The 25,040-nt window shown below is 62.3% G+C and carries 28 protein-coding genes; 12 read left to right on the top strand and 16 right to left on the bottom strand.

Annotated features, from left to right (window positions below):
- Positions 1–268: 268 nt before the first annotated feature.
- Entirely contained in the window at positions 269–724 is a 456-nt protein-coding gene (locus KJ624_02085) for a hypothetical protein (protein ID MBU2008634.1), read from the top strand.
- Between the two features lie 7 nt (positions 725–731).
- Positions 732–2,243: a recombinase family protein gene (locus KJ624_02080; protein ID MBU2008633.1), complete on the top strand. Its 1,512-nt coding sequence runs from the start codon at positions 732–734 to the stop codon at positions 2,241–2,243.
- Here the strand turns inward: KJ624_02080 and dnaN are convergent.
- The gene (gene dnaN, locus KJ624_02075; protein MBU2008632.1) at positions 2,218–3,345 is read right to left on the bottom strand and encodes a DNA polymerase III subunit beta; all 1,128 of its coding nucleotides are present in this window, start codon (positions 3,343–3,345) and stop codon (positions 2,218–2,220) included. The genes KJ624_02080 and dnaN overlap by 26 nt on opposite strands.
- A 173-nt stretch (positions 3,346–3,518) precedes the next feature.
- Here dnaN and KJ624_02070 point away from each other — a divergent pair, with 173 nt between their 5' ends.
- The gene (locus KJ624_02070) at positions 3,519–3,740 is read left to right on the top strand and encodes a DUF2249 domain-containing protein (protein MBU2008631.1); all 222 of its coding nucleotides are present in this window, start codon (positions 3,519–3,521) and stop codon (positions 3,738–3,740) included.
- Here the strand turns inward: KJ624_02070 and moaC are convergent.
- The 7 genes from moaC to cobO all read right to left on the bottom strand — a co-directional run bounded on the left by moaC (position 3,724) and on the right by cobO (position 8,813).
- On the bottom strand, positions 3,724–4,575 hold the full coding sequence (gene moaC / locus KJ624_02065) for a cyclic pyranopterin monophosphate synthase MoaC (GenBank protein ID MBU2008630.1): 852 nt from the start codon (positions 4,573–4,575) through the stop codon (positions 3,724–3,726). The two genes, KJ624_02070 and moaC, sit on opposite strands and share 17 nt — an antisense overlap.
- Positions 4,576–4,577: 2 nt before the next feature.
- On the bottom strand, positions 4,578–5,552 hold the full coding sequence (gene moaA, locus KJ624_02060; GenBank protein ID MBU2008629.1) for a GTP 3',8-cyclase MoaA: 975 nt from the start codon (positions 5,550–5,552) through the stop codon (positions 4,578–4,580).
- A 45-nt stretch (positions 5,553–5,597) separates the two neighbouring features.
- On the bottom strand, positions 5,598–6,008 hold the full coding sequence (locus KJ624_02055; GenBank protein MBU2008628.1) for a hypothetical protein: 411 nt from the start codon (positions 6,006–6,008) through the stop codon (positions 5,598–5,600).
- A gap of 45 nt (positions 6,009–6,053) precedes the next feature.
- Positions 6,054–6,647, bottom strand: a complete 594-nt coding sequence (rdgB, locus tag KJ624_02050; protein MBU2008627.1) for an RdgB/HAM1 family non-canonical purine NTP pyrophosphatase — start codon at positions 6,645–6,647, stop codon at positions 6,054–6,056.
- Positions 6,644–7,738, bottom strand: coding sequence for a fructose-1,6-bisphosphatase (locus KJ624_02045; GenBank protein ID MBU2008626.1), 1,095 nt, complete (start codon positions 7,736–7,738; stop codon positions 6,644–6,646). The genes rdgB and KJ624_02045 overlap by 4 nt, the downstream gene beginning before the upstream one ends.
- Before the next feature lie 63 nt (positions 7,739–7,801).
- Positions 7,802–8,293 (bottom strand): hypothetical protein, encoded by a 492-nt coding sequence (locus KJ624_02040; protein ID MBU2008625.1) that lies wholly within the window; start codon positions 8,291–8,293, stop codon positions 7,802–7,804.
- The gene (gene cobO / locus KJ624_02035) at positions 8,283–8,813 is read right to left on the bottom strand and encodes a cob(I)yrinic acid a,c-diamide adenosyltransferase (protein ID MBU2008624.1); all 531 of its coding nucleotides are present in this window, start codon (positions 8,811–8,813) and stop codon (positions 8,283–8,285) included. The genes KJ624_02040 and cobO overlap by 11 nt, the downstream gene beginning before the upstream one ends.
- A gap of 267 nt (positions 8,814–9,080) precedes the next feature.
- Between cobO and KJ624_02030 the strand changes: the two genes are divergently transcribed.
- From KJ624_02030 to KJ624_02015, 4 genes are read left to right on the top strand one after another with little or no spacing between them, the layout of a single operon-like run.
- Entirely contained in the window at positions 9,081–9,962 is an 882-nt protein-coding gene (locus KJ624_02030; protein ID MBU2008623.1) for an ABC transporter ATP-binding protein, read from the top strand.
- The gene (locus KJ624_02025) at positions 9,959–10,765 is read left to right on the top strand and encodes an ABC transporter permease (protein ID MBU2008622.1); all 807 of its coding nucleotides are present in this window, start codon (positions 9,959–9,961) and stop codon (positions 10,763–10,765) included. The genes KJ624_02030 and KJ624_02025 overlap by 4 nt, the downstream gene beginning before the upstream one ends.
- 41 nt (positions 10,766–10,806) lie before the next feature.
- Complete coding sequence (recA, locus tag KJ624_02020) at positions 10,807–11,853, top strand: recombinase RecA (protein MBU2008621.1); 1,047 nt, start codon at positions 10,807–10,809, stop codon at positions 11,851–11,853.
- Between the two features lie 5 nt (positions 11,854–11,858).
- Positions 11,859–12,476: a recombination regulator RecX gene (locus KJ624_02015; protein MBU2008620.1), complete on the top strand. Its 618-nt coding sequence runs from the start codon at positions 11,859–11,861 to the stop codon at positions 12,474–12,476.
- Here the strand turns inward: KJ624_02015 and mutM are convergent.
- From mutM to polA, 3 genes are read right to left on the bottom strand one after another with little or no spacing between them, the layout of a single operon-like run.
- Positions 12,454–13,263: a DNA-formamidopyrimidine glycosylase gene (gene mutM / locus KJ624_02010; GenBank protein MBU2008619.1), complete on the bottom strand. Its 810-nt coding sequence runs from the start codon at positions 13,261–13,263 to the stop codon at positions 12,454–12,456. The two genes, KJ624_02015 and mutM, sit on opposite strands and share 23 nt — an antisense overlap.
- A 16-nt stretch (positions 13,264–13,279) precedes the next feature.
- A complete protein-coding gene (locus KJ624_02005) occupies positions 13,280–14,233 on the bottom strand; it encodes a hypothetical protein (protein MBU2008618.1) in 954 nt (317 codons plus the stop codon).
- A 60-nt stretch (positions 14,234–14,293) separates the two neighbouring features.
- Positions 14,294–17,011, bottom strand: coding sequence for a DNA polymerase I (polA, locus tag KJ624_02000; protein ID MBU2008617.1), 2,718 nt, complete (start codon positions 17,009–17,011; stop codon positions 14,294–14,296).
- 71 nt (positions 17,012–17,082) lie between these two features.
- Between polA and KJ624_01995 the strand changes: the two genes are divergently transcribed.
- Genes KJ624_01995 through KJ624_01975 form a run of 5 tightly spaced genes read left to right on the top strand, consistent with a single transcriptional unit; the run spans position 17,083 to position 19,757 of the window.
- Positions 17,083–18,363, top strand: a complete 1,281-nt coding sequence (locus KJ624_01995; GenBank protein ID MBU2008616.1) for a glutamate-5-semialdehyde dehydrogenase — start codon at positions 17,083–17,085, stop codon at positions 18,361–18,363.
- Positions 18,364–18,376: 13 nt separating this feature from the next.
- Positions 18,377–19,138 carry a hypothetical protein gene (locus tag KJ624_01990; GenBank protein ID MBU2008615.1) on the top strand — a complete coding sequence of 254 codons (762 nt, stop codon included), beginning with the start codon at positions 18,377–18,379 and terminating at the stop codon, positions 19,136–19,138.
- Between the two features lie 55 nt (positions 19,139–19,193).
- On the top strand, positions 19,194–19,334 hold the full coding sequence (locus tag KJ624_01985; protein ID MBU2008614.1) for a hypothetical protein: 141 nt from the start codon (positions 19,194–19,196) through the stop codon (positions 19,332–19,334).
- Complete coding sequence (locus tag KJ624_01980; protein MBU2008613.1) at positions 19,325–19,537, top strand: type II toxin-antitoxin system HicB family antitoxin; 213 nt, start codon at positions 19,325–19,327, stop codon at positions 19,535–19,537. The genes KJ624_01985 and KJ624_01980 overlap by 10 nt, the downstream gene beginning before the upstream one ends.
- A complete protein-coding gene (locus KJ624_01975) occupies positions 19,515–19,757 on the top strand; it encodes a type II toxin-antitoxin system HicA family toxin (GenBank protein MBU2008612.1) in 243 nt (80 codons plus the stop codon). The genes KJ624_01980 and KJ624_01975 overlap by 23 nt, the downstream gene beginning before the upstream one ends.
- An 8-nt stretch (positions 19,758–19,765) precedes the next feature.
- Here the strand turns inward: KJ624_01975 and KJ624_01970 are convergent, their stop codons facing one another.
- The 5 genes from KJ624_01970 to KJ624_01950 all read right to left on the bottom strand — a co-directional run bounded on the left by KJ624_01970 (position 19,766) and on the right by KJ624_01950 (position 25,040).
- Positions 19,766–20,527, bottom strand: a complete 762-nt coding sequence (locus KJ624_01970) for a TatD family hydrolase (protein ID MBU2008611.1) — start codon at positions 20,525–20,527, stop codon at positions 19,766–19,768.
- On the bottom strand, positions 20,520–21,233 hold the full coding sequence (gene rph, locus KJ624_01965) for a ribonuclease PH (GenBank protein ID MBU2008610.1): 714 nt from the start codon (positions 21,231–21,233) through the stop codon (positions 20,520–20,522). The genes KJ624_01970 and rph overlap by 8 nt, the downstream gene beginning before the upstream one ends.
- Positions 21,234–21,240: 7 nt before the next feature.
- Positions 21,241–22,143 carry a DUF362 domain-containing protein gene (locus KJ624_01960; GenBank protein ID MBU2008609.1) on the bottom strand — a complete coding sequence of 301 codons (903 nt, stop codon included), beginning with the start codon at positions 22,141–22,143 and terminating at the stop codon, positions 21,241–21,243.
- Positions 22,140–22,301 carry a twin-arginine translocation signal domain-containing protein gene (locus KJ624_01955; GenBank protein ID MBU2008608.1) on the bottom strand — a complete coding sequence of 54 codons (162 nt, stop codon included), beginning with the start codon at positions 22,299–22,301 and terminating at the stop codon, positions 22,140–22,142. Before KJ624_01955 ends, KJ624_01960 begins: the two co-directional genes overlap by 4 nt.
- 489 nt (positions 22,302–22,790) lie before the next feature.
- Positions 22,791–25,040: a DNA internalization-related competence protein ComEC/Rec2 gene (locus KJ624_01950; protein ID MBU2008607.1), complete on the bottom strand. Its 2,250-nt coding sequence runs from the start codon at positions 25,038–25,040 to the stop codon at positions 22,791–22,793.

Here is a 25,040-nt window from a genome sequence, read left to right as displayed (position 1 = left end):
AGACTGCCTCAAAGAGGAGTGGCTCCGGCTACGCTGGTGGCGGGCTGCTGGGGAAAACTCGGTTTTCCATCATCAAAGGGTATTGACACCGTATGAGTATGCTCATACACTAGAAGCATGAATGACGATATTGAACTGCCTAAGCTGACCTGCACACGTTGCGGTCATGTCTGGATACCACGAATACCACGCAAGCCAAAACAGTGTCCAAAATGCCGTTCTCCCTACTGGAATAAGGCAAGACGGAATTGTAGGAAAGGAGAAGACCATGCTCAAACTAGGATTACATATCAGACGAACAGCAAAATGTGTTGATTGCGGTTTCCTGGGTTATCGTTGGGGAAGGACAGATATAGCGGGAGTCACAACCTTAGAAGGCAATTTTGGAGAGTGTCATGCTGATAGCAGACAAAGCTTGCATTCGGGTGATTCCTACATTTACTTTGCGGAAGATGGAGAAAGCTGGACTGTAGTTGGATGCTTCCATCGTGTCTGGTCACTTGGGGGTTTTGGTGGAGAAACGGAAAGGGAGAAGGCGAAGAAACTGGTAACAGAAAGCCGTGGCTGCAAATACTATTTCCCTTATCAATCTGGATATGAACCCGCAGGCCACAATGAGATGAGACGAGACAAGAAGAATCAGAGCATGATGCTATGGGTTGGCTTGATAAACGCTGCAGCAGTCGTCCTAGCAGCGGCGGCAACGGTATTATTTAGAGGGTAGGTGAACAATGAAAGCTGCTATCTACTGCCGTGTAAGTACCGAGGGCCAAGAACAGGATGGCACAAGCCTGCAGACTCAACTTGAAGCCTGCCGGAAGTATTGCCAAGCTAGGCGGTACGAAGTCGGGCATGAACTAAGCGAAGCCTGGTCGGGATTGTCTCTTGAACGTCCTAAGCTGGCTGAATTGCGGGAACTCGTACGCTCGGACAAGGTTGATGCGGTTGTAGTCTATAGCCTTGACCGCTTCTCCCGTGACCCTGTGCATGGCGTCATCCTAATGCAGGAACTAGAAAAGCACGGCGTTGCGCTGGAAGCCGCTACTGAGACCGTGGACAATTCCGAAGTGGGCAAGCTGGTATTCTATATCAAGGGCTATGCGGCTAAACTAGACGCTGAACGGCGGCGGGATGCTACTGGACGTGGTAAGCAGGCTATGCTCAAGAGCGGCAAACTGCCACAAGGGACTGGCATAGGGATATATGGCTACCAATGGATTGGGGAATACAAGAAGCGCATACCGATAGAACGGGAAGCCAAGATAGTCCAGCGCATGTTTGAAATGGTGGCTGACGGCGATAGCTGTTTCAAGATAGCCCGGGCTTTGAACGAGGAAAACATACCTACGAAGTCCGGTAAGAAATGGGAGCCTCGGACGGTAGGCCGGATAGTCCGCAATGTAGCTTATACAGGGACAACGTATTTCGGTCAGACTTCCGGCAAAGAGCACAAGAAGACGCCTCAAGAATCCTGGCACGTCCTTCCCGATGTTACGCCTGCCATTATCAGCCAAGAGCTATTCGAACGGGCGCAAGCTGCCCTGGCTAAGTCAAGGGAACTGCACCCTGGTAAGGCTATGCACGAATACCCGTTAACGGGTTTTGCCGTCTGCGGGTACTGCGGTAGTCCGCTCGTTGGAAGCTGTCTCAGGGGCAACTACCGTTACTATCACTGTCGCGGTACATACCCGACTGCTTCACGGAAGAAGATTTGCGATGCCCGGTATATTCAGGCTGAATGGCTTGAAGGAGCGGTATGGGAAAAGGTGAAAAGCGTCCTGCGTCACCCTGGAACTCTCCTGGCTGAAATACGGAAGCATACCGAAGCGGAACAGAGCCAGGTATCAAGTGGCACGATTGACCAGGAAATCAAGGGTCTCAATAGAAAGCTAAAGCAGTATGCCGGTCAAGAACGGCGTCTAATGCAGGCATTCAAGCTGGGGTTTACGCCTGACGTAGTACTGGACGAAATGAACCAGACCAAGAAGGAAAAGGAAGCTGACCAGACGCGGCTTGCCGCCTTGATTCAGACCAAAGAGAATATTGCCAAGATGGGCGACTACGAAGCCAAGCTAACAGAGCTATGCGCTAGAATAGCGCCTGACCTGGACAACTGCACAAATGAGGACAAGAAAGATGCCTACACCTACCTGGACCTAAAGGTCACCGCTAGTGCGGAAGGTGTAGATATCAGAGGTTACCTTCAGCCGAACGTACTCACCACTGGACAAACATCGGCATGACGACGTGGATGTAGTTTTCGGCGCCGACGGGCTTGAGGACGCCGGGGCTGGAGGGGCTGGTGGTGTCCAGGGACACTTTCTCTGTCTCTATCACGCCCAGGACGTCCCCCAGGTACTTGCTGTTGAAGGCTATCTTCCCCCCCTCCCCGCTCACCTGGGCATCTATCTCCCCCACATTCTCCCCTATCTCCTCGGCCCGGGCCGAGATGGTGAGCTTGCCCACCCCCAGCTCCCCGCCGGGGGTGACGACCACCCGCACAATGCCGCTCCCGTCCCGGGCGAAGATGGAGGCGGTCCTGGTGGCCCGGAGGAATTCGGCGGTGTTCACCACGGCCCGTGTGGTATAGCTCTGGGGGATGAGCTGCTGGTAGTTGGGGAAGGTCCCCTGGATGAGCTGGGAGACCATCTCGGTGTTCTTGAGGGTGAAGCGCACCTGGCCCTTCTGAGGGCTGAGGACCATCTCCACCGGTTCCTCCTGGTCGGAGAGGAGGCGGGAGAGCTCGCCGAGGGCCCGGGAGGGGATGATGGCCACGGTGCGGCCGGGGACGGGGGAGGGGAGTGCCAGCCCGTGGACCGCCAGGCGGAAACCGTCGGCGGCGGCCAGGGTCAGGGTCTGGCCCTCCAGTTCCCCGTTCACCCCCGTAAGCACCGGGCGGGTATCCTCGGTGGCGGCAGCGAAGACCACCTGGGCGATGGCCCGGCGCAGGGCGGGGGCCTCAACCCTGGTGGACACCCCCTCGCTGACCCTGGGGATAGGGGGAAAATCGTCGGCGTCCAGGCCGGAGATGCGGGCCTCAAAGCGGGCGCATTTCACCTGGAGGCTGCGGCCGGAGAGAGTGAGGTCCACCTTGTCCGCAGGGAGGGAGTTGACGAAAGCCTCCAGGAGACGGGCGGGGATAGTGATGGCCCCTTCTTCCTCTACCTTGGCCCCTATCCAGCAGGTGAGGGCAATCTCCAGGTTGGTGGACACTAGCTTGAGTCTCCCCTGGTCGGTGGCCAGGAGGACATTGCTGGTGATGGGCAGGGTAGCGCGGGTGGGCACCGCCCTCCCCACCACTCCCAGCCCCCGGCTTAGATTCTCCTGAAGACAGGAAATCCTCATCTCACGCCCTCCCAATAAAGCTCTTTGCCTATTCCGTGTTCGTCAGTATATCCCACCCCACCCCACCGGGCAAGGGCTTGCCCCTGCTGAGTTGTGACTTTGGTCATATCAGCCTGGTGAGGGGCCCGCTATAGTTGGCAACAGAGGAGGTTCCTATGGCGAAGACCAAGACGCTGACCCTGGATGTGCGGTCCATGCCTCCCTGGGAGCGCCGTCCCAAGATACTTGAAATCTTTGAAAGCCTGGCTCCGGGGGACAGCCTGCTGTTGGTCAATGACCACGACCCCCGTCCCCTGAGTTACCAGTTAATGATGGAGCACAGCGGCCGGTTTCAGTGGAACTCCCAGGAGAAAGGGCCCCAGCACTGGGAGGCCATCATCAAGAAAGTGGCCTGAACTCCTGGGGCAGGACTACCGTCCCGCTCTTTCCGCCGCTCTTGCTGACGAGCCTTATCTCTATTGTCGGGCCCGGGTCCTGGGCCTTGACCATATCGTAGATAGTTAGGGCGGCCAGCGCCGCTGCGGTCAGGGCCTCCATCTCGTAGCCAGTCCTGGCCTCCCCCAGCACCGAGGCCGTTATCTCCACTGTCCCGCTACTGCTGTCCAGGCGGAGGTCTATTTTTACCTCATCTATGGGCAGGGGGTGGCAGAGGGGGATGAGGTGGGGGACATCCTTGGCGGCAAGGGTTCCCGCTACCTGAGCGGCAGCCAGGGGGTCCCCTTTGGGCAGTCCGCCCTTCTGGAGGAGGGCCAGGGTCTGAGGGCTTAGCTTTACCAGGGCCTTCGCCACCGCCTCCCGTCGGGTTACCGGCTTGCCCCCTACATCCACCATGCGGACAGGCTGGTCAGCTTTAATGCCGGCCATCCCATCGGCCCTGCGGTGGGCCTCCGCCAAGTCAGGGCCTTCCTCCCCGGGCCGCCACTCCCACTTCACATGGCGCTCCCGGGACAGGGCGTCCAGCCTCTGCCACAGGTCCAGGTTGGCTTTGCGCTTCCAGTTGCGGGTCATGGTGTAGACCAGGTACTGGCTATCGCTGTAGAGGACGACCTGGGAACCGGGAGCGGTGCGGGCCAGGCCCTCGATGGCGGCCCTCAGCTCCATGCGGTTGTTGGTGGTCTTCTCTTCCCGGCCCTCAAAGACAAGCCTCTTGCCTGCGTCCACCACCAGGGCGGCCCAGCCGCCGGGACCGGGGTTTCCCAGGCAGGCCCCATCGGTATAGACCTCTATCATGCCTAGCCCCCCAGCCGGGCCATGCACTTGGCGTCCTGGGGCTTCTTTTCTTCAAGGCAGTGTCTGAGAGGCTTCTGGGCCACCGCCTTCCGGATGATGCCCTCCAGTTCCCCCGCGGAGGCCCCGTTGCGGAGTGGGGCCCTGAGGTCCACCTCGGTTTCCTGCAGGAGGCAGGGGCGCAGTTTTCCCTCGGCGGTGAGGCGGAGGCGGTTGCAGGCAAAGCAGAAGTGCTGGCTTATGGGGGAGATGAAGCCGATGGTGCCTTTGGCCCCGGGGAGGCGGAAATAACGGGCAGGCCCGCCACCCCTGTTGATGGCGAGGGTGAGGGGGCCAAAAGCCTCTTCAAGCCTTGCCACCATCTGGGAAACGTAAAGGGTGGGAAGGCCCCCGGCCTGGCCGAAGGGCATAAGCTCGATAAAGCGGACATGCCAGCCTTCCAGGCTCCTCTGGCCGAAGGCCAGGAGCTCATCGTCGTTCACCCCCGGTATGACCACAGTGTTGACCTTTACCGGATTCAGCCCCGCCTCTTTTGCCGCCTCAATCCCCTGGAGGACCGCTTCCAGCCCCTCCCCGCCGGTGATGCGGCGGAAGCGCTGGGGGTTGAAAGTATCCAGGCTGACATTTACCCTTTTGAGCCCGGCCCTCTTCAAGGCTGCGGCGAAGTCTGCCAGCAGGAGTCCGTTGGTGGTGAGGGAGAGGTCGTCCAGGCCTTCAATCCTGGAGAGCATGGAGACCATGTCCACCAGTCCGGCCCTGGCCAGGGGCTCCCCCCCAGTGAGCCGGACTTTGGTGATGCCCAGCCCCACTGCCGCCCCCACCACCCGGGCTATCTCCTCGTAGGTGAGGAGGTGTTCCCGGGGGAGGAGGGGCACGCCCTTCTCGGGCATGCAATAGAAACACCTGAGATTACAGCGGTCGGTGATGGAGATGCGCAGATAGTTAATGGGCCGCTGGAAGGAGTCGGAGAGGCCAGTCATATTGCTATTATCTTAACAAAAATCGGCAGGGCTTGCCTGGAGAAGCTAAGCCTTCCTGGCGCGGGGAAGGAGCAACAGCAGGGCCACCCCCAGGGCCAGCAACACGATGTCGGTGCCCCACATAATGGCGGTAGGCCGCTCGGAGACGAACGCCTCAATGTAGACTCCTACGAGCCCGATGATGAGCATGGCAGCAATAATGGCCAAGAGGAGCCCCGGGTTTTCCAGGGGCCTCCGTATGGCCATCGCCAAGGCGAACGCCCAGGCGAGGGCAAGGGCCCCTATTTCCAGGCTCGCGGTATTGAGGGAGCTGGTGAAGGGCTCCCCGGCCGGGGCGGTGGCCTCGTGCACGGCCTCGGGGAAGACCAGATTGCCTATAGCCCAGAACGCCGCCAGGACCATCCCCACCCAGAGGACCACCTTTATCCCTGTAAGCCTGCCCGCTGAAACCTGCATGTTCCCCTCCTTACCCCAGCGAGATGAGCCAATATTAGAAGTGGCCTAGGCCCCTGTCAACAGGCCGCGCAGAACCATGAGGGCCTTACGGGCGGCCTGGCCCCGGTGGCTTATCCGGTTCTTCTCCTCCGGGGAAAGCTCAGCCATGGTTTTGCCCAGGCCGCGCAGAAAGAAGACGGGGTCATAGCCAAAACCGGAGGAACCCGTGGGCCCGCCGGCTATCTCCCCCGCCACCTCCCCTCGGAAGACCCCCAACGGCTTGCCCGGCTCGGCCAGGGCGATGACGCAGACAAAACGGGCACCCCTTTCCTCCCGGGGTATACCCTTCAGGTCCCCCAGCAGCCGGTCTATCCTTTCCCGGTCCGAGGCCCCGAAGCGGGCCGAAAGCACCCCCGGCGCCCCGCCCAGGGCATCCACGAAAAGGCCCGAATCCTCGGCCAGGGTGAGGAGGCCGCCCTTCCGGGCATAGAGCTTTGCTTTGGCAACGGCGTTCTCCTCCAGGCTGGTGGTCCCCTCGGCCTCGTCCGCTTCCAGGCCCAGCTCCTGGGGGGTGGCGAGCTCAAAGCCAGAACTGGCCAGGAGGAGGCGGTATTCCCCCAGCTTGCCCGGGTTGCGGGTGCCAATGAGAAGCCGCTTCAGACCTTGACGAACCTCCCGGTTACCTTCTTCATCACCTGGGGCATGGTGGTGTATTCCATCTCCTCCAGGGGTAGGCGGTGGGGCTCAAAGGGGCCATGTCGGCGCATGTGGTAGGCCATATCGTTGGCCATCTTTCGGGCCTGGTCAAAGGCAGGGTCATCAAACATGTCCCGGGGGCCCACCAGCCGGCCCGAGGACAGCTGGAATCCCAGAGAAGTGACCCTGGGCGGACCGTCAAAACGGGAGGGGTTGGCCTCCCTCACAGCCACGGGCATCAAGGGGCCGTGGTGGGAGCCCCGCATCCACCCCTCCACAAAGAAGGGATAAGCAAAAGGCTCCAGCACCTCCCCCACGGCGGGGAACTGGCCCTGGGAGCGCACCACGCACACCGGGTCGTCCTTCCCCACATATCTTCCTGCAATCAGGGCCAGCCTCTCGGTGGAGGAGACGGCCGCAATCTCCTTGGTCTCCCGGTGGTAGACCGCCTTGACACAAAAGCGGGATGGGGCCCCCATGAACACCAGCATGTCATAGATATCTTCCGGCGCGTTGAAGAGGATTTTCTGGTGCTCCTTGATGTCCAGCACCTCAAAGGAAAAGCCCGAGTGCATATTGGGGGCGATGACCAGGCCTATGGTGTTGAAGGGGTCGGCGAACATCTTGTAGAGGGGGAGGTTCCAGGCACCGGAGGAGGTCTTATCGGCCATAAGGATGATAATGGTCTCCGCCTCCCGCTCCTGGAAGGCCATCTCTGCCACCCCGGGGCCCATACCCCGGATATTGCCGGAGAAGGCGTCGGAGAGGAGGTCCTGGCCCGCCCCGTGGAGCTTGAGCTGCCGGGCTATCTTGGTGGCCTCTATGAAGACATCCCAGGCAAGCCGGTGGACCCGCTCGCTGGTCTCCCCCTGCTGGTGGGTCATGATGAGCTCCAGGTCATCCCCGCAGTTGGTGACATGGAAGTCTATCAGGAGCCCCGCCTTTTTGGCCTTCTCCAGGAGCTCCCCGGCTCTCGCCAGGCAGTCGGGGTGGGAGCTGGAATGCCCCACGTAGCCCCCTATATCGGCCTTGATGACGCTAAGGGTAATCTGCAATTCCCGCCTCCTTTCTAAACTAGTATGGCAAAAACCATGGATGCCTTTTCCCCGCTCTTCCCGTTATCCTTTCCCCTTGAGCCACAGCTCCCGCACCTGGGCTACCAGGCGGCGGGTATCGGCCGACTTCACCCGCCCAATCTGCCACCGGGAGTCATCCTTTTCCCTGAACCACACTGCCCTCACCTGGTAGTACCTGCGGGGTAGGAGCAGCCACAGTGCCAACAGGGCTGCCCCCAGGAGTAAGACTATGATAAAAGGGGCTGAGGGGAGGGCCACCCGAGGATATACCAGCTCTAAAAAGAGCCTGGCCAGAAGGCCAGCCACCCCCAGGCCATGGAGGGCACCACCCGCATAGCCGATAATGGCCCTGGGATGTTTCACCAGGGACAGGGAGGCTAGATGGGCGTATACCAAGTCTTGCATCTCCTCATAGAACAACCACTTATCATAGCGGATGAGCCGTTTCTCCGTGGCATGAAAGCACCCTGCCCGGCCCAGGACCGTTTCCCCCGCCCCCAGGTGTTCCTCCAGCCCCATGCGCCTAGTAATCAACCCCCCGCCGGGCTTTTGTGCCCTGGCGGAAGGGGTGCTTTACCTCTACCATCTCGGTTACTATGTCGGCCAGGTCAATAAGCCGGGCATCGGCATAGCGGCCGGTGAGGACCAGGTCCACCTGGGGGGGCTTTTTCTTCACCAGCTCCAGCACCTCCTCTACAGGGATAAGGCCCCAGGCGGTGGCCACATTCACCTCGTCCAACACCACCACATCATACTCCCTCCGGCTGAGGGCCTCCCGGGCGGCCTGGAGGGCCCGTTGGGCCTCGGCCCTATCCTCCTCGCTGATATTTTCTGGGTCACAGAAACGAGGGGGGCCAAAGCGCTCCAGGCTGATGTTGGGCAGTTTCTCCAGGGCCCTGTCTTCCCCGTAAGAGAAGTCCCCCTTCATAAAGGCGATAATGCGGACCTTCAGCCCGTGTCCCAGGGCCCTCAGGGCGATGCCCAGGGCTGCCGAGGTCTTGCCTTTCCCGTTTCCGGTGAAGACCGTCACCAGCCCCCGCGACTCGTCGTTCAACCCACCTCCCGGGGAAAAACTGCCTGGCGGTTCCCCAGTCTATAGGGTAGGGACTTCAGTGTCAAGGCAGGCCAATCTGGGTAAGAGGCCCTCCCCCCCCGGCCCCCTCCCCCCCCCGGGAGAGGGGGGGTATTTGAGTTTCAGGGGGGGCGCCCCCTGAAACCCCCGCCAGGGAGGGCAAGGCTCTCCCTGGCCGCTCCCATTATGAAACCGGGCGGCTGGGATAGGTCAAGCTGAGGCTGAAAATGTGGTATAGTATGACGAAATATGGCCGTTATCATGACTTCCGGCCTGACCAAGTTCTACGGCCGGGTGAGAGGCATTGAGAATCTGGACCTGGAGGTCCGAAAAGGTGAAATCTTCGGCTTCCTGGGGCCCAATGGGGCGGGGAAGACCACTGCCATCCGCCTCCTCCTGGGGCTCCTCCACCCCACCCGGGGCCGGGCCGAAGTCCTGGGCCAGGAGGCCGGTTCCATAGAGGCGCGCCAGCGCATCGGCTATGTGCCCGGGGAGGTGGCCTTCTACGAGGGGATGACAGGGGGGGAGCTCCTGGGCCTCCTGGGCCGTTTCCACCGGGGCGACTTCCGGGAAAGGCAGGATTACCTGGCCCGGTGCCTGGACCTGGACCTTAAGCGGCCCATCAGGGGCTACTCCCGAGGGATGAAGCAGAAGCTGGCGGTCATCCAGGCGCTGAGGCATGACCCGGACCTCCTCATCCTGGATGAGCCTACCCTGGGCCTGGACCCCCTGGTGCAGAGGGAGTTCTACACCCTGCTCATGGAGGAGAAGGGCCGGGGTAAGACCGTCTTCCTCTCCTCCCACATCCTCCCCGAGGTGGAAAGGGTGGCCGACCGTGTGGGCATAGTCCGGGAGGGGCACCTGGCGGCGGTGGAGGAAGTGGGGGCATTGAAGCTGAAGAAGGTCCGCCGGCTCCAGCTCTGGCTCAGGGAGGAGGTCCCGGCCCAGGCCCTGGAGACGGAGGGGGTAGAGGTCCTCTCCCGCCAGGGGAAACACCTGGAGCTGGCGGTCCACGGCCATATAGACAGGCTCCTGCCCTGGCTTTCCCGCCTGCCGGTGGAGGAGATGGTCTTCGCGGAGGCCTCCCTGGAGGACACCTTCATGAAGTTCTACAAGAAGGAGACGGGATGAGCCCGCACCTCTTCCTCAGCCACCTCAGGGCGGCCCGGTGGGGCCTGGTGGCCTGGTCCGGCCTCATGGGCCTCTATGCCCTGCTTGTTTTCTACCTGTACCCCGTCATGAAGGAAGCGGGATACGAGCAGATGTTTGAGAAGATGCCCGAGAGCATTAAGGCCATGGCGGGGCTCCAGGACCTGCCCTCGGGCATAGGCCTTTCCCTGGAGGCCTTTGTGGCGGCGGAGTTCCTGAGTAGCTGGGCGGCTGTCGTGGTCATCTACGCCATCTTCGCTGCCGGGGGGATTGTAGCCCGGGAGGTGGAGCGGGGGACCATGGACCTCATCCTGGCCCAGCCCCTCTCCCGCACCCGCCTGGTGCTGAGCAAGTTCGCCGTCTTCCTGGCGGGGGTGGGGATTATCGCCATGGGCAGTTTCCTGGGCTTTCTGGCTGGAATGGCCGTATTTGATGAAACGATGAGCCTGGGGAACACCGCGCTGGCCCTGTTCCAGGGGGTTTCCCTCGTCCTGGCGGTGGGGAGCTACTCTCTTCTCCTCTCCTGCCTCACCCTGGACCCGAGGAGGACCCTGCTTCTTTCGGGGACCATCACTGCGGCCTTCTACATCCTCAATTTCGTCGCCCCTGCCCTGAAGGGCTACACTTGGGCGGGCCGGTTTTCCCTGTTCCACTACTTTTCGCCGGAGCCCATCATGCGCACTGGCCAGCCGGACTGGTGGGGCCTGGGGATATTCTGGGGCCTGGCCCTAATCTGCCTCGCCCTCTCCCTGTCCGTCTTCCGGAGGCGGGATATCGTGGCCTGAAGTGTGCCATTTGCCCCTTTCATTGGGTACCGGTCAGTGATATGATACATAAAGTGAAGCCCGAGAAGGACGAGAAGGAAAAGGCACTGGAGTTGGCCCTGGCCCAGATTGAGAAGCAGTTCGGGCGGGGGGCCATCATGCGCCTGGGGGAGGCCCAGGCCAGTATGGCCGTGGAGGTCATCCCCACCGGCTCCCCGGCCCTGGACCTGGCCCTGGGCGTGAGAGGAATCCCCAGGGGCAGGGTCACCGAAATCTTCGGCCCCGAGGCCTCGGGCAAGTCCACCCTGGCCCAGCACATCATCGCCGAGGCCCAGAAAGCGGGGGGCACGGCCGCCTACATTGACGCCGAGCACGCCCTGGACCCCACCTATGCCGCCCACTGCGGGGTCAACGTGGATGAGCTCCTCATCTCCCAGCCCGATACCGGGGAGGAGGCCCTGGAGATATGCGAGGCCCTGGTGAGAAGCGGGGCGGTGGATGTCGTCGTTATTGACAGCGTGGCCGCCCTGGTCCCCCGGGTGGAGCTGGAGGGAGACATGGGCGACGCCTATGTGGGCCTCCAGGCCCGCCTCATGTCCCAGGCCTTGAGGAAGCTCTCCGCCGCCATCGCCCGGTCCCACACCTCAGTCATCTTCATCAACCAACTCCGGGAAAAGGTGGGGGTCTTCTTCGGCAACCCCGAGGTAACCCCCGGGGGGAGGGCTCTGAAGTTCTACGCCTCTGTCCGCATTGACCTGAGGCGGCTGGAGGCCATCAAGGTGGGGACTGAGGTGGTGGGGAACCGCGTCCGGGCCAAGGTGGTGAAGAACAAGGTGGCCCCGCCCTTCCGCACCGCCGAGTTTGACATAATGTTTGACCGGGGCATCAGCAAGGAGGGGGACATCCTGGACCTGGGGGTGGAGGTGGGCCTCATCAAAAAGCAGGGGGCCTTCTACTCCTACGGCGATATCCGCCTGGGGCAGGGGCGGGAGAACGCCAAGGATTTCGTCCGCGAGCACCCCCCCCTGGCCCAGGAGCTGGAAAAGAAGCTCCGCACCTCCTCAACCCCCCAGAGCCTCCTCAAAGAAGAGTCCCAGACAGACCAGTAGGTCCCATGCCCACCATCACCGCCATCCGGCCCCAGAAGAGGGGCAAGAGGGTTAACCTTTTCCTTGACGGCCGTTTCGCCTTCGCCCTGGCAAAAGAGGCAGCCCAGGGCCTGGAGGTAGGAAAGGAGCTCTCGCCGGAACAGGTCGAGGCCCTCACCAGGAAGGATACCGTGGAGCAGGCCCGGGACTTCTCCCTGCGCCTTCTCTCCTACCGTCCCCGCAGCGAGAAGGAGGTGCGGGAAAGGCTGGGCCGCCACGGGTTCCCCCCCGACACCGTGGAGGAGACCATAGCCCGCCTCAAGGGCAAGGGCCTCCTGGACGAGGGGGCCTTCGCCCGCTTCTGGAAGGAGGGGCGGGAAACAGCCTCCCCCAGGAGCAAAAGGCTCATTCAGCAGGAGCTACTGCGGAAGGGGATAGACCCGGAGCTGGCCCGGGAGACTGTCCAGGGCCTGGACGAGGATGAATCAGCTCTCCGCGCCGCCAGAAAAAAGGCCAAGAGCCTCAAGGGCCTGGACGAGGAGACCTTCACGAAGAGGATGCTGTCCTATCTCCTGAGGCGGGGCTTCTCCTGGGAGCTGGCCCGCCGGACCTTGCTAAGGCTTAAGGAAGGCCCTGGCAGCTAGGGCAGAAGTAGGCCCCCCGCCCCCTCAGCGAGATTCTCTGGATGAGGGTGGAGCAGACGGGGCAGGGGAGGCCCCGCCGGTGGGCCACCTGGAAGACTAGATGGGCACCCCCTTTGCCCCCGTCGGGCAGGCGATAGGTGTCCACGCTGGCCCCCTTCAAAGCAATGCCTCTGCTGAGGACTTCTTTTATGGCCCGGTGAAGCCCGGCGGTCCCGGCCTGGGAGAGAGCTTGGGCCTTTTTCAAGGGGTGGACCCTGGCCTGGAAGAGGGCCTCATCGGCATACATATTCCCCAGGCCCGCCAGAAAGTGCTGGTCCAGGAGGAGGGCCTTGACGGGGGCCGAGCGCTTTCTTAGCCTCTCCCTGAAAGCCTCCAGGGTGAACTCCGGCCCCAGGGGCTCGGGGCCCAGGCCCCCGACTACTGTGTTTGTGTCTGCCACCAGCCAGAGGGCCCCCAGCCGGCGGCGGTCCTGGAAGACCAGACGGTGGCCTCCCTCCAGATAGAACCGGACTGAGACATAGGGAACGTCCCCCCCGTCCCAGATGAGGACACCGGTCATTCTGAGGTGGACAATAAGATACCTGCCATCCTCCAGGGGGAAAAGAAGGTATTTGCCCCTCCTCTCCACCCGCAGAATACGGTTCCCCGCCAGGCCCCGGCAGAAGTCCTCGGCATGGGGGGCCTTCACTGCCCCCGCCCGCAACACTTCCACCGCGGTGATTCTCTGGCCTGCCAGCCTAGGGCGCAGGCCCTCCTTGATGGTCTCTACCTCAGGGAGTTCGGGCAACCCGGTCCTTCAGGCCTCACTCCAGGGCGCTCAAAAGGAGCCCCTCCGCCATCTCTCTGGTGGGGGCAATGGAGATGTAGAGCAGGTTCTCCTTACGCCCCAGGAGCATCTCAATGCCGGGGGCCGGAGCTGGATAGGTATAGATGTCCATGCCTCTCACCGTGGTCCTGCTCAGGCCTGCCTGCTGGACGAATGAATTGAACCCCAGGGTAAACAGGAGGGGGGGATAGCCGGAGTGACCGACCACCAGGGCCCGCAGGCCCACCCTCTTGAATAGGTCGCCGTCAATCCTTTCAGGGAGCTCAATGGGCCCGTCGGCGTAGAGAAGGAAGGGGGCATAGCTGATACCTGCGGCCAGGAGGGGCTGGGTAAGGGTGGCAACAGGGAAGCCCAGCGCCGGACCCAGGGACCCTACCAGTTCGCCGTCGATTCTCAAAAAGCCTCCCCCAACCGGTCTGGCCGGGGGACTGCCGGGAAAGTAGGCAAAATCCCCCCAGATGGCAGGATATTTGGTGGCCAGGGGGCTCATCCTCTGGGTAAAGAGGGCAGCCTTCAGATTCTCCGTCCACACCCCCGAGCCCGCCGCCAGGAACACCCGGCGCCCTGAGGCCAGGGCCCATAAAGGCAAGGCCCCCAGGGTCCGCAGCCCGGACAGAAGCTGCGCCTCGGTCTCCCTCCGCATGTCAAGAGCAGCCCCGAAGGCTTCTACACTCGGCCCGAACCACCCACTGGCCGAGTTCACACCAACGCCAGCAGGAAACCCGGGCGAGAGGGTGGCGGAGATAGAAAGCTGGGCTTGCTGGTTCACATAGATGTAGCCCTGGATGTCCACATTGGGCAGGAGGGCGACATCAAAGCCCTGGGGGAGAAGAGGGGCCCGTTGCGACGGGGGAGTAGCGCACCCAATCGCCGCCACCAGGGGCAAGACCAAGAGAAATCCGAGCAGTGCCCTCATTAGTCTCCTGGACATACTATACTCCTTTCACCCTCCTATAACGGCCAGAGCCTTCCGCGGTTACCCCCTCCCTTTTCATTCCATCTCCCCCCAGTTTTTGCCGACCTTGAGGTCCACTTTGAGGGGGACCCGCAGGTCCAGGGACCGGGGCATGATTTCCCTGACGATGCCCTTGAGTTCCTCCAGCTCCTCCGGGTAGACCTCAAAGACCAGCTCGTCGTGAACCTGGAGGGTCATGAAGCTCCTGAGGCCCCGGCGGTCCATCTCCCTCTGGATGGAGAGCATGGCCAGCTTTATGATGTCGGCGGAGGTGCCCTGGACGGGCATGTTGATGGCCATCCTCTCCGCCGACTCCCTCAACTGGCGGTTGGGGGAGTTAATCTCCGGGATATAGCGCCTGCGTCCCAGGGCGGTCTCCACATAGCCCTGGTTGCGGGCCTTCTCCTTTGTCTCCTCCAGGTAGGCGTTGACCCCGGGATACTTCTCAAAGTAGGCGGCGATGAATTTGGCTGCCTCCTCCCGGGAGAGCTCGGTAGCCTGCTCCAGGCCATACTCGCTCATGCCGTAGATGACCCCGAAGTTCACCGTCTTGGCCACCCGCCGCATATCGGGGGTCACCTCGTTTAGCCCCACGCCGAAGACCTGGGCGGCGGTGGCGGTATGGATGTCCTCGTCCCTCAAGAAGGCCTCCACCAGGCTGGGGTCCTGGGAAAGATGCGCCAGCACCCTCAGGTCTATCTGGGAATAGTCCGCTGACAGGAGGAGACGGCCGTCCCCGGCGATGATGGCCTGGCGGATTTTTCTCCCCCACTCCCCCCGCACCGGGATGTTCTGCAAGTTGGGCTCGCTTGATGAGAGGCGTCCGGTGACGGTACCTGTCTGGTTGTAGCTGGTGTGGAGGCGGCCCGTCTCCGGGCTCACCAGGGCGGGGAGGGCATCCACGTAGGTGTTCTTGAGCTTGATAAGCTGGCGGTAGTCCAGGAGAAGGGGGACAAGGGGATGGACATCCCTTAGCTCCTCCAACACCGCCGCCTCGGTGGAATAGCCCGTCTTGGTCCGGCGGGAGTGGGGGAGCTTCAGCTCCTCAAAGAGGACCTGCCCCAGCTGCTGGGTGGAGTTGATGTTGAAGGTGTGGCCCACCACCCGGTATATCTCCTTCTCCAGGCGCAAGACCTCCTGGTCCATGGCCTGCTTGATTTCCCTCATCAGATTGAGGTCCAGGGCCACCCCCGCCTGCTCCATCCTGAGAAGGAGGGGCACCAGGGGCATCTCCACCTCATAGAAGAGCTTTTCCAGCCCTTCCTTTTTCAGTTGCTCTTCCAGGACGGCCTTGAGCTGGAGGGTGAAGTCGGCGTCGGCGCAGGCGTAGGGGGCCACCTGCTCCATGGGGACCTGGGCCATGGAAATCTGCTTGGCCCCGCTGCCTATGAGGGCGGAGATGGGTGTCATCTCCACCCCCAGGCGGGAGAAGGCCAGGGCCTTGAGATTAACGGCCCTTTCCCCCAGGAGCCAGGCGGCCACCATGGTGTCAAAGGCCAGGGGCTTCACCCTCACCTGGTATTTGCCCAGGACCGTCATGTCGTATTTGCCGTTGTGGGCCACCTTGGGCAGGCCCGGGGCCTCCAGGGCAGGGCGGAGTTTTCCCGCCACCAGGGGGAGGGGGAGCTGTTCCGGCTGGCCCAGAAGGCGGTGGCCCAGGGGGATGTAGCAGGCCCCCCCCGGCCGCCAGGACAGGGATATCCCCACCAGCTCCGCCGCCCTCTCCTCTTTGCCGGTTGCCTCTATGTCCACCGCCAGCGTTTCGGTCCCCTCCAGCCGGGCTGCCAGTTCCTCCAGGGCGGGGAGAGTGTTTATCACCCTGTATTCGCCCTGGGGCTTCTTCACCTCGGCGGGCATGGCCTCCGGCCCCACTATCTGGGGCAGCATGGAAAGAAGCCTGACGAATTCCAGCTCCCGGAACAGTTCCGCCACCCGGGCCCGGTCATAGGCCCTGACCGAGCAGGCCTCGAGGTCCAGCTCTATAGGCAAATCCCTGACTATGGTGGCCAGCTCCTGGCTCTTGAAGGCCAATTCCCGGCCCTGCCGGAGGGTCTCCTGGAGCTTCGGGGGGGCCACCTCGTCCAGGTGCTGATAGACCCCCTCCAGGCTGCCGAACTGCTGGATGAGCCTGAGGGCGGTCTTTTCCCCCACCCCAAGCACCCCCGGGATGTTGTCGGAGACATCCCCGGCCAGGGCCTTGAGGTCAACCAGATGGGAGGGGGCCAACTGGTATTTCGCCTCCACCCCCGCCTCGTCAAAGAGGACCGCGTCGCCGAAGCTGCCCCTGGGCCGGGGGTAGAGGACCTTCGCGGTGGGGGATACCAGCTGCATGGCGTCGGCATCGCCGGTGACGATGATGGTTTCCAGGCCCTTTTCCCCTGCCTGGCGGGTTAGGGTGCCGATGACATCGTCGGCCTCATAGCCCGCCACCTCAAAGACGGGGATGCGGAAGGCGTCCACCAGCTGTCTCACGCGGACAAACTGCTGTCTTAGCTCGTCGGGCGCGGGGGGACGCTGGGCCTTGTACTTCTCATAGGCCAGGTGGCGGAAGGTGGGGGTGGGGAGGTCAAAGGCGATGGCATAGTGGGTAGGTTTATAATCGTTGAGGGCCTTGAGGAGCATCTGGGCGAAGCCATAGACGGCGCTCACCACCTCGCCCTTCTTGGTGCTCAGGCGCTCGGGGCTGCGCTCAAAGGCGTGGTAGGCCCGGTGGGCGATGGCATGGCCGTCAAAGAGGAGGAGCCGCCCTTTCATGCCGCCATTATAACAGGGCTTTACTGGCAGGGGTGGGGAAACTAGAATAGGTGTTTAGTAGGGGGTGGACGATGACAACCGCAGGCATAGCCGAGCTGGAGGCCAAGGCCAGGGCCGCCAGGGCCGCCTCAAAAAAGATGGCCCTGCTCTCCACGGAGATAAAGAACCGGGCCCTCAACAATATCGCCTTGGCCCTGGAGAAAAGGCAGAAAGAGGTGCTGAAGGCCAACCAGCAGGACTATGAGGAGGGACGGGCCTCGGGGATGGCCCCGGCCATGCTGGACCGGCTTCTCCTCAACCCCCAGCGCCTCTCCGGCATGGCCTCGGACGTGCGGGCGGTGGCAGCCCTCCCCGACCCTGTGGGCGAGGTCTTTGATATGCGCACCCTGCCCAACGGCCTCATCGTGGGCAAGAAGAGGGTCTCCCTGGGGGTCATCGGGGCCATCTACGAGAGCCGCCCCAATGTCACTGTGGACATCTCCGTCCTCTGCCTCAAGTCGGGCAATGCCGTCATCCTGAGGGGGGGTAAGGAAGCGGTGCGCTCCAGCTCCGCCCTGGCCCGGCTGGTGAGGGAGGAGGCGGAGGCGGGGGGGGTGCCCGCGGGGGCCGTCCAGTTCGTTGAGAACACCGACAGGGCCCTGGTGGGCTATATGCTGAAGATGAGGGAGCATATTGACCTGATGATTCCCCGCGGCGGGGAGGGCCTTATCCGCTATGTGGTGGAGAACGCCGCCATGCCGGTGGTAGCCGGTGGCATCGGCGTCTGCCATACCTATGTGGACGGCTCGGCCAGTGTGGAGATGGCGACAAGCATCGTCTATAACGCCAAGGTCCAGAGGCCCACGGTGTGCAACGCCCTGGACTGCGTGCTGGTGCACAAAGATATCGCTCCCAGCTTCCTCCCACACATGGCCAGAGAGCTGGGGAAAGCCGGCGTGGAGCTAAGGGCCGACCCCGCAGCCTTCGCCGTCCTGGAGGCAGTCCCCGGCCTGAAGCTGGTCCCCGCCCAGGAGTCGGACTGGGGGAAGGAGTTCCTGGCGCTAATCGCTGCGGTGAAGGTGGTGGAAAGCCTGGACGAGGCCCTGGCCCACATAGAGAAATACGGCTCCGGCCACTCCGAGGCCATCATCACCGAGGACTACACCTCGGCCCAGCGCTTCCTTAACGAGGTAGATGCTGCCTGCGTCTATGTCAACGCCTCCACCCGGTTCACCGACGGGGGGCAGTTCGGCCTGGGGGCGGAGGTGGGCATCTCCACCCAGAAGCTCCACGCCCGCGGCCCCATGGGCCTCAAAGAACTCACCACCTACAAGTGGATAGTATTCGGCCAGGGTCAGGTAAGGCCGGGCTAGGAGCTTTGCGCCTATGTCTCCTGCCATTGAAGGGCAGTTCCCCGCCGAATACAGACAGGGTCGGGCAAGAGAGGTCGAAACCGTCAGGCAACTAGTGCACAGCTTGCTTGGACGCAATAAGAGACTTGAGCCTCCAACAAGATTCTTTGCTGACGGAGTCTACGCGTACATAGAGGCGTTCGACAATGCTTCTATCTGGTATAGCTCTCTTGCCGTTGAGTTGGCGCTCATCTTGAAGCTGGGTGATAACATCAGCAGCATGAGCTTTAGGGGAAAGCGCCCCAGCTTCAAGGACTTGATAAACAAGGTGCCCAGCGCCTTGTTGGACGCCAGAATGAAGCAAGAAGCACACCTTGTTCGGAAGTTGAGGAATATCTACATCCACTACTATAACATCCTATACGAGGCGGAAGCGGCAAAACAACGTGTCTCGCAAGGTCTCGAGCAAATTGACCAGAAGCATGGAATTTCTGAACAAGCTTTCATACAAGAACTCCTAGACGCAGGGGCAACAGAAGTTGTGGAATATATCCGAGACGCCAAGGTTCAGAAATACCCAATCATTGACCAAATGGTGGACAAGGACGCCAAAGACTTCATCAGGATTCGCCTAAATGACTACATCCGGTTCGGGCTCGGTCTTACCAAAGATATGTTAGATGGACTCGGTGTTCCCAGAGAACCGTTCACCAAATCGTATGGCATCGAAAGATTTGACGCTCTATCATGCATGAATGCCAGTTTTCTAGTCCTTAGACAGCTGGAATACATCTGACAGGACAAGAACTCAAGGGGCTTGCCAGGGTCAGGTATAATGGTCGCCGGTTTATATGCTGAAAGGTGCCGTTGTCCTGGCGATAACCTACATAGGGGTTATCTTTGCCCGGCTGCCCTTCATCAATATTGGCACAGGGCTAGAAGGCCGCCGCCTTTTTGGTATAATCACGCTTGGAGGCGGAGAATGCTGGTAAAGATTGAGACCTATTTTGACGGCGAATTCTGGTGCGCCCGGGGGATAGGGGAGGATATATTCACTCAGGGGAAAACCCTGGACGAGCTGTTTGAGAACATCAAGGAGGCTGTAGCTACCCACTTGGGCGACACGAACGAGCCCATCACCATTCTCACCCTATCCGAGGTAAAGCTAGCCAATGCCAAAGCTGCCTCAGGCTAGCGGGGACGACGTCCTCAGATTGCTCCAATCCCTGGGCTATGCAATCGTCAGACAGCGGGGCAGTCACATAAGGCTGCGAAAGTCTACGCCTCTTGGCGTGCACAACATCACCGTCCCGGCTCACCGCATTCTGGCCAAAGGCACTCTGTCCGACATCCTCACTAGAGTAGGTCTCTGGAACAACACTTCAAGAGAGGAACTGATAGGGAAACTCAGATAGGTGGGGGCTCAAATGCCGGCAGTTCTTATCCCGAAAAGGGCGAGGGCGTTGGCGGTAGTTATACGGGCAAGCTCCGCTTCCTCTATCCCTTTGAGCCGGGCAACTTCCCCCAGCACCCGCATCACATCGGCCGGCTCCGAGTCCCTCCCCCGGTACCGGACCGGGGAGTCCGTCTCCAATAGCAACTGGGACAGGGGGGCATGCTGGACAGCCGACCGGTGCCCGGGGCTGTATTCCACCGCCGGGGTGGCCGAGACAAAGTAGCCCGAGGCCAGGATCTCTTCCAGTACCTTCGGCGGGCCGCTGAACCAGTGGAATACCGCCTTCTCAACCCCTGACCTCTTGACCAGGTCAAAGGCATCGGCCCAGGCCCCGCGGGCGTGGACCAGCACGGGCTTCCGCCGGGCGCGGGCCATCTCCAGACACCGGGCAAAGGCCCTCTTCTGGGCCTCCCTGAGGTCCCCCGGCCCCGCCACCTTGTAGTCCAGCCCCACCTCCCCTATCGCCACCGCTTTGTCAAGGTTCTCCTCCATAAAATGGAAGACCGCCTCTTCCCCTCCAAGGCTGGTGGGGTGGACGCCCAGGGCGGGGAAGACAAAGCCGGGGTGGTCCCGGGAAATCTCCAGCGCCCGATGGGAGGAGGCCAGGTCAGAGCCGACGGCGATGATGGCCTTCACCCCTGCCCCCCGGGCCCGGGCCAGGGCAGAGTCCAGGTCCGGGATCTCCTCCAGGTGGGCGTGGGTGTCAACAAGCAGCAGGTCTTCAGGCATGGAGGGTTTTGAGGGCCTGTTTCTGGATGATGAAGAGCTCTTTTATGCCCTTTTCGGCCAGGTTGATGAGGGAGTCCAGGGTGGGGCGGGGGAAGGGGTGGGCCTCGGCGGTGCCCTGGACCTCTACGAAATGCCCCTGGGCCGTCATCACCACATTGAAGTCCACCCCGGCCTGGGAGTCCTCGTCGTAGCACAGGTCCAGCATCTCCTCCCCGCCCACCACCCCCACGCTCACCCCCGCTACCTGGCTCCGCAAGGGAACGGAGGCAAGGAGGCCTGCCCTCACCTGGCCGAGCATGGCCTGGTAGAGGGCCACATAGGCGCCGGTGATGGCCGCCACCCGGGTCCCCCCATCGGCCTGGAGGACATCGCAGTCCACGGTGAAGGTCCTCTCCGCGAAAGTGGACATATCGGCCACGGCCCGGAGGCTGCGGCCGATGAGGCGCTGGATTTCGTGGGTCCGGCCGTTCCTCTCCCGGGGGCTGCGGGTGAGGGTGGAGCGGGGGAGCATGCCGTATTCCGCCGTTATCCACCCCCGGCCGCTGCCTTTGAGGAAGAAGGGCACCCTGTCCTCCAGGGTGGCGGTGCACACCACCCGGGTGAGGCCCACCTCTACCAGGGCCGAGCCCTCGGCAAAGGCGGAATAGCCAGGGGTTATGGTGGTGGGGCGGAGCTGGTTGTTGTTGCGGCCGTCAATACGAGACATGACTTCTCTATCCTCCAACCAGGACTTTCCCGATGGTCTCGGCGAAGTCCGCGCTTTCGTTATCGGGGGTGGCCAGGTCTATCTTCTGGGGACTGTCCACCCCCAGCCCCAACTCCACCGCCCGGGCTATCTGTTCCTGCTGGAAAATGCGACCCCGGCTCACCTCCCGGGTGGTGCCGAGGTGCCTCAGGATGGCAACCCCCACGGCGTCTATGGCCACCCGGTCCGTTCCTGCCATGATGACCCCCGGCTCCACGCTCTTGCCCGCTTCGGGTCCCCCCTCCACAAAGGCCTCCAACCCGTCTAGGAGGATAAGGGTCGGGGTATAGGCGGTGTTTGTCTCGGCAATCATGAGCCGCTGGTTCGGGGAGGAGTGGAGCTCAAACATATAGTTCCGCGTCTGGCCGGGGAGGGTCCTGGCCACCAGGCCCACAGTGTTTTTGAGGGAGAGGGTGAAATGCCCTCCAAAGCGGTGGGTCTTGAGATTGCAGGTCTGCACGATGTAAGGGGCCTGCCGGGCGATGCGGGCAAAGTAGAAGCCATCCCTCCAGTGCCCGCCGGGCACCTGTATAGGCTCCCAGTCCCCCTTTTCCATCTCGTTCAGGACCAGCACCTGGAAGCCCAGCTCCCGCCCCAGGTCAAAGACTCCCTTCTCCTCCATGACCCTCCTGGTATTCCCTATGCCGCTCCTGTCGGCCACGGTGATGGTCCTGGCTCCCGTTTCCTTGAGCCAAGCTACCAGGGTCCGCAGGACATCGCCGTGGGTGGAGCCTGGGGTGGGGTGGGCAGAGTTGAAATTGGGCTTGAGGAGGACATCCTGGCCCGAAGGGGAAGGGGGCTTCAGAAGCTCCAGGGCCCGCCTCACCCCCGCCGCCCTCTCCTTTGTCTTCGCCAGCACCACTCTGGTCATGGCCTCTTCCTCCTTGTGTGGGACTGCCAAAGGGACCGGAGAGGGGACAGGGGCAGGGGAGGAGTCAGGGCAGGAGAGGAGTCAGGGGCGCAGGCCCCCAGGAGCACCGCCCCTCCCCCCAGGGCCAGGCCCTTGAGAAAATCCCTCCGCCCCAGCATGTCTTCAAGTATAACCGAGGCCCCCTTTGGGGTAAAGTTCTATCTTTGGAGATTGTCTATAACCGTCCCAGGGAGGCAAGTTCAATCGACATTCGCGGGAACATTGTCCCACCCACAACATCAAGCAGACAAAAATGAAGGAGCGCGCCTCTGCAGACGCCCTCCTTCTGTTATTCGCTTCTCCTTAGACCCGACTCACTCTCGGTGTTACCACCGCATTGAGCCTCTGTGCCTCAGACTGGCTCCGCTTCCCTATCTCGAGCCCGGTCTAAGCTTTGCCTGCCCTGCCAGACAGCAGGGCCTCACTTATCAACCTGCCAAACTCCTAGCATCGCCTGAACCCTCACAATACACCTCCTCTCATCGATTTGGTGGACTCTCAGGTCCTATGTATTATACTATCATAATCCCGCCAGCGTGTCAAACTTCTGATTCTGGGACGTACCCCACCGCCAACGGCTTCAGTGTGACGAAAGCGAGCGGGCAAACTCATCCTGATGTCCTCACCCAGAGCCTCTGGCCGTCGGTGGTGAAGACTATGGTCCCCTGGCGGGAGGTGAAGTAGAGCCTCTCCCCCACCAAGGCCTCCAGCCTGGCCACCACCTCAGGGTCAGCGTGGTCCTCCTTCTCTTCCCGCGAGATTACCGCTACCAAAGGCTGGACGGCCGCCAGGAAAGAGGCAGAGGTGGAGTCCCCGCTGCCGTGATGGGCCACCTGGAGGACGGAGCTTTCCAAAAGGGCACCCCGGGCCAGGAGCTCCAGTTCCCCCGCCCGATAGATATCCCCGGTCAGGAGGAAGCTGGCCCTCCCCGCCTCCAGGCGCAGGACCACACTGCTGTTGTCCAGGTCCTGGAGGTACTCCACCTGGGGATTCAGCACCTTCACCGTCACCTCCCCCAGCCTGAGCTCCTGCCCGGCTCGGGCCCGGAGCAGGGGGACACCTTTCTCCTCAAGGAGCCGGCGCCATTCTTCGTAGAGGGCAGAGGCCGTCTCCAGCTCCGGGTCAAGGACCGTGTCCACTTCATACCTCTTGAGCACCTCCAGGAGGCCGGTGAGGTGGTCGGAGTGGGGGTGGGTGAGGACGACCGCCTCTATCTTTCTGTCCCAGAAGGGGAGGGCCTGGCCCAGGGCCTGGTTGAGCTTCCCGGGGCTGGGCCCCCCGTCCACCAGGACCTGAACGGTGCCCTTCTGGATGAGGACAGCACTGCCCTGCCCGACATCAAGAAAGCTCACCCTGAGCTTCTGGTCGGGCAAAGACAGGACCGCCGACCAGACCAGAGCCGAAAGGAAAAAGAGGCCGAGGAGAAGTCCCCTCCGGGGCAGGCGCTCCCAGAAGGGAGGGAGTCTTTCCCTCAGGAGGGCCAGGGACCTCCTACCCATCGCGACTCCGGAGATGAGGAGGCCCAGGCCCAGGTAGTAGGCCCAGACCAGGGCTGGGGTGAACTCCACCCGGAAGAAGGCCAGGGGGAGGCGATAAAAGAGCTCCACCACCACCAGGAGGTAGCTGGTGAAGAGCCAGGCGGCCCAGCCCAGGGCATAGCCCAGGGGAGAAAATATGAGGCCAAGACCGGCCACCAGGGCGGAGGAGACAATGATCCCAGCCAGGGAGGGCAGGGCGAGAAGGGTCGCGGGAAGGCCCACCAGGGATACGATGCCGAAGTAGTAGGCGATGAGGGGCCAGGTGGCCAGGATGGCCCCCAGGCTGTAGGCCACGCCGTCCACCATGGACCCGGGCAGGGCTGTCCGCCTCCCCAGGGCCTGGAAGGGAGGGGCCAGGACCACCAGGCCGGCCATGGCCAGAAAGCTGAGCTGGAAGGAGACCTCCCCCAGCAGGGAGGGCCTCAGCCCCGCCATAAGAGCGGCGGCAAAGGCCAGGGCCACCAGGCCCGAGCGCTGTCTGCCCAGGCCCTCAGCCATCAGAAAAATGGAGGCCATCACCCCCGCCCTCACCGCCGAGGGCATGAGGCCGCTGAGGAAGATATAGAGCCATATCCCCAGAAAGGCCAGGACCAGATAGGTGGGCCTCTCCCGCCCCAATGCCCAGGCAAAGAAGCTGAGGAGGATACCTGCCAGTATCCCCACATTGAGGCCGGAGATGGCCAGGATGTGGGCCGTCCCGGTCCGGGAAAAGGCGTCCCTCAGGTCCTGGGGGATGCTCCCGCGCAGTCCCAGGAGGATGCCCTGGGAAAGGGAGGCCTGGGGCTCAGGCAGGGCGCGGGCCAGGGCTCCAGACAGTCCGAGACGCAGGTGGTGGAGCCAGGGCAGAAAGCCCTTTCCCCTTTCCAGAAGCTCCACCTGGGGCCGGAAGATAAGCGGAGATTTCTCCTCCAGCCTTCCTCTCAAACGGAGCCGGTCCCCGTAACCCAGCTCCAGGGGGGGTGGGAGAAGGGCCCCCACCTCCCCCCGGGCCTCCTCCCCATTTACCCTTTCCACGCTGAGGCGGACCATCTGGAGGCCGTCGGCGGGCTGGGGGCCATCAACCACCGCCCCCTCCAGGTCTACCTCCCGGCCCAGGAAGGGGACCAGGCCCTCCCCGGGTGGTGGAAGGGCCTTCACCCGCAGGCCCCCCACGCCCAGGGCCATCAGGGCCAGGGCGGCGAGGAAAAGGCCACGCCGGCGGCGAAGGAAAAAGGCCAGAGCCGGGCCGAGGACAGAAAGGACCAGGAAGAGGAGCCAGGGGAGGGCCGCGCTGGCAACCAGCCCCACCACCCCGCCCAGGCTCATGGAGAACAGGGCCAA

Source organism: Chloroflexota bacterium (genome assembly GCA_018825785.1).
Taxonomy (GTDB): Bacteria; Chloroflexota; Dehalococcoidia; order JACVQG01; family JAHKAY01; genus JAHKAY01.
The sequence above is the reverse complement of the archived record's forward strand: the minus strand, read 5'-3'. Positions and strand labels throughout refer to the sequence as shown.